The organism is uncultured Gimesia sp., from assembly GCF_963972345.1.
GTDB lineage: Bacteria > Planctomycetota > Planctomycetia > Planctomycetales > Planctomycetaceae > Gimesia.
Map to the genome: position 1 here is coordinate 1 of NZ_CAXAVM010000340.1, position 3097 is coordinate 3097.

A 3097-nucleotide genomic window follows, 5' to 3' on the forward strand; every position below is an offset into this window, starting at 1 on the left:
CACACCCAGATACAGAGAAATGAGTTCACATTCATCGGGATTATCCCATCCAATCAGAATTCGCATATGTGGCCCCATTAAAATCGAATTCATAATAATTTAACTGATCCATCATACAAATTTCACGACCAGAGATCGACACAAATTACCGGCAACAGAGTATTTAGGAAAAGATAACTCAATCAAATCAACAGGCGTGCACATTCTCATACCAGCGACAGTCTCCTCACAATCTGAAACCCTGAATGCTGAATAAACTGAACTTGACTCTCACCTGCCTTCGTCCAGACTACGTTGCTGTGAGTCGCGCGCGAGTGCATTATATTTTCAGCTGATCTCTGTGAACCGGGTTCAAATCCGCACTATTAAAGTCTCTCGTTTCAGCACGATTTTTCAAAACAGTGCTCAAATGCCATCTGCGGGTCGACACACATCGCAGCACTTCAACACGATGTGGGCACAGATCAGCACTACGCCGCAACACTTCACCCCGGTTTCGCCAACTACTTTTGTGAGTCCGTCTTGACGGTCTCGTGCCCCTGATGAAAATAGAATTATTGAAACAACCTGCGGAATCATAATTCATGTGAGCCATTTTCTCTTGCTACTTTTTGTTTCAGCGAGATCAACATACAAACACGGCTGATCTGCCCCTCTGACTTTCGGGGGATATACGCCGAAACCGGATCGAATTCTATCAGAAAGTATTCACCTCCCTGAGATGAACACGCCGCATTCGATTGAGTCAGTTGCGTCAGCGCGGATTTAAGCTGACCGGCTGCTGCCCCGTTCAACCAGTGCCTCGTCGCAGTTAATCCGCATTGAATCTCATGAGAGTTGACGTCCCGCAACAGCTGAAGGACAATTGATTGCGTTGCCTGTTCAGAAAATCCAGGCGCGGATGTAACAACGTTCCGAACGCGAACGCTCACGCAAAGGACCACTCGAAACATCATGGTTCCCCACAATTACACAAAGTTTACCCCCCGCTGTTTTACACCTCGCAGTCTGAACTGGTCTGGTGTGCTACTGCTCTGTCTGCTTCTTGTCTCTTTCTCTGACAGCGTCTGTCAGGCAGAGCCCCCCAACATCATCCTGATTATGGCTGATGACCTGGGCTTCTCAGATCTGGGCTGTTACGGCTCGGAAATTCAGACTCCCCACCTGGACCAGCTGGCAAAAGAGGGACTTCGGTTCTCACAGTTTTATAACGCCGGTCGCTGTTGCCCCACGCGGGCGTCCCTCATGACCGGCCTGTATCCGCATCAGGCGGGTATGGGCTGGATGAACCGGAACGACAAACTGCCCGGCTACCAGGGCGAACTGAACGAACATTGTGTCAGCATTCCCCAGGTCCTTGCGCCGACAGGTTATCAATGTTATCACGTCGGTAAATGGCATCTCACATATCGCATGCGGGAGCCCAACGAAAACTGGCCTCTGGGTCGAGGCTTCGACCGCGCTTATGGTACCGGGGGAGGGGGGAACTACTTTGCCCCACGACCACTTTATGAAGACAATCAGTTCATTAAACCTCCAGAACAGAATTACTACGTTACCGATGCCTTCAGCCAGCGCGCCGTCGAATACCTGAAAGACCATGCCCGCCAACAGCCGCAGCAACCTTTCTTTATGTACCTTGCTTATACGGCGCCGCATTTTCCACTGCATGCCTGGCCCGAAGATATCGCAGCCTGTCGAGGTAACTATCTGAAAGGCTGGGATCAGCTCCGCAAACAGCGTCATCAGAAAATGAAGGACCTGGGACTGATCAACGCCCCGCTCTCTCCCCGCGATCCCGATGCCCCAGCCTGGGATTCACTGACGGAACCAGAGCAGCAGGAATGGGATCTGCGGATGTCCGTCTACGCTGCGATGATCACCAGCATGGATCGAGGCATTGGACAGGTACTTAAACAACTCGACCAGATGGGTGCCGCAGAGAATACACTGGTCCTCTTTCTGTCAGACAATGGCGCCAGTGCCGAGTACATCGACCGCGGACACCAGCCTGGGGCAGTCACAGGCACTCGCGAATCGTTTCGCTGTGCCGAAGTCGGCTGGGCCAATACCAGCAATACCCCCTTCCGCTTTCATAAAATGTGGATGCATGAAGGGGGCATTTCGACGCCCCTGATTGCCCGCTGGCCAGCACAGATCAAACAGACGGGCGGCTGGACTCGACAGACGGGTCACGTGATTGATCTTCTGGCAACCTTTGCTGACATCTCTCACGCGAAATATCCGGAGACGCGAAACGGAAAACAGATCACGCCCCTGTCAGGCGTCAGTCTGTTGCCCACCTTTCAGCAGCCTGAACAGACAAAACCGCGCACCCTGCACTGGGAACATGAAGGCAATCAAGCCATTCGCCTGGGAAACTGGAAACTGGTCAAAGAACACCGGCAGGACTGGGAACTGTATGACCTGAGCCAGGATCGCAGTGAATTGCACGATCTGGCAAAATCAGAACCGGAGCGCGCTGCTTCCCTCGCAGAAGCCTGGCAGACCTGGGCAGAGAACGCGGGAGTCGTCCCCTGGGAACAGCTGCCGGCGCCCGGCTATCGCAGCAAGGGACCCGATTTTTATCGTAAGAAGTAAACCACGCATCCCGTCTCTTAAGAGGACCTTGATATGCTACTGAAATCACTTCTTCAGAGTCTGTTCGTCGCCATGTGCCTGCTGCTGGTTCCCCTGACAGTCTCGCAGGCCGAGCAGAAAGCGACTATAAACCGTCCGAATATTGTGTTCATCCTGATTGACGACATGGGCTGGCCTGACCCTGTCAGTTATGGGCATCAGTTTCACGACACGCCGCACATCGACCAGTTGACCAGTGATGGCGTACGTTTCACCGATTTTTACGCGGCCTGCCCGGTCTGCTCTCCCACGCGGGCCAGTATCCAGGCCGGTCAATACCAGGCGCGACTGCATCTGACCGATTTCATCCCCGGCCACTGGCGGCCGTTTGAAAAACTGATCGTTCCCGAGAACGCTCCGCATCTCCCTTTAGATATCGTCACACCAGGCGAACTCCTGAAATCAGCAGGCTACAACACCGCCTACTTCGGAAAATGGCATCTGGGCCCGGAATCCC

At 53.1% G+C, this 3097-nt stretch carries 2 protein-coding genes; both read left to right on the forward strand.

What is annotated here, in order from left to right:
• The first annotated feature begins 954 nt into the window (after positions 1-954).
• On the forward strand, positions 955-2601 hold the full coding sequence (locus tag AACZ40_RS28755) for an arylsulfatase (protein WP_291170821.1): 1647 nt from the start codon (positions 955-957) through the stop codon (positions 2599-2601).
• A 33-nt stretch (positions 2602-2634) separates the two neighbouring features.
• Positions 2635-3097 (forward strand): sulfatase-like hydrolase/transferase (locus tag AACZ40_RS28760; protein ID WP_339677082.1); only part of this gene is annotated, 463 nt, incomplete at its 3' end.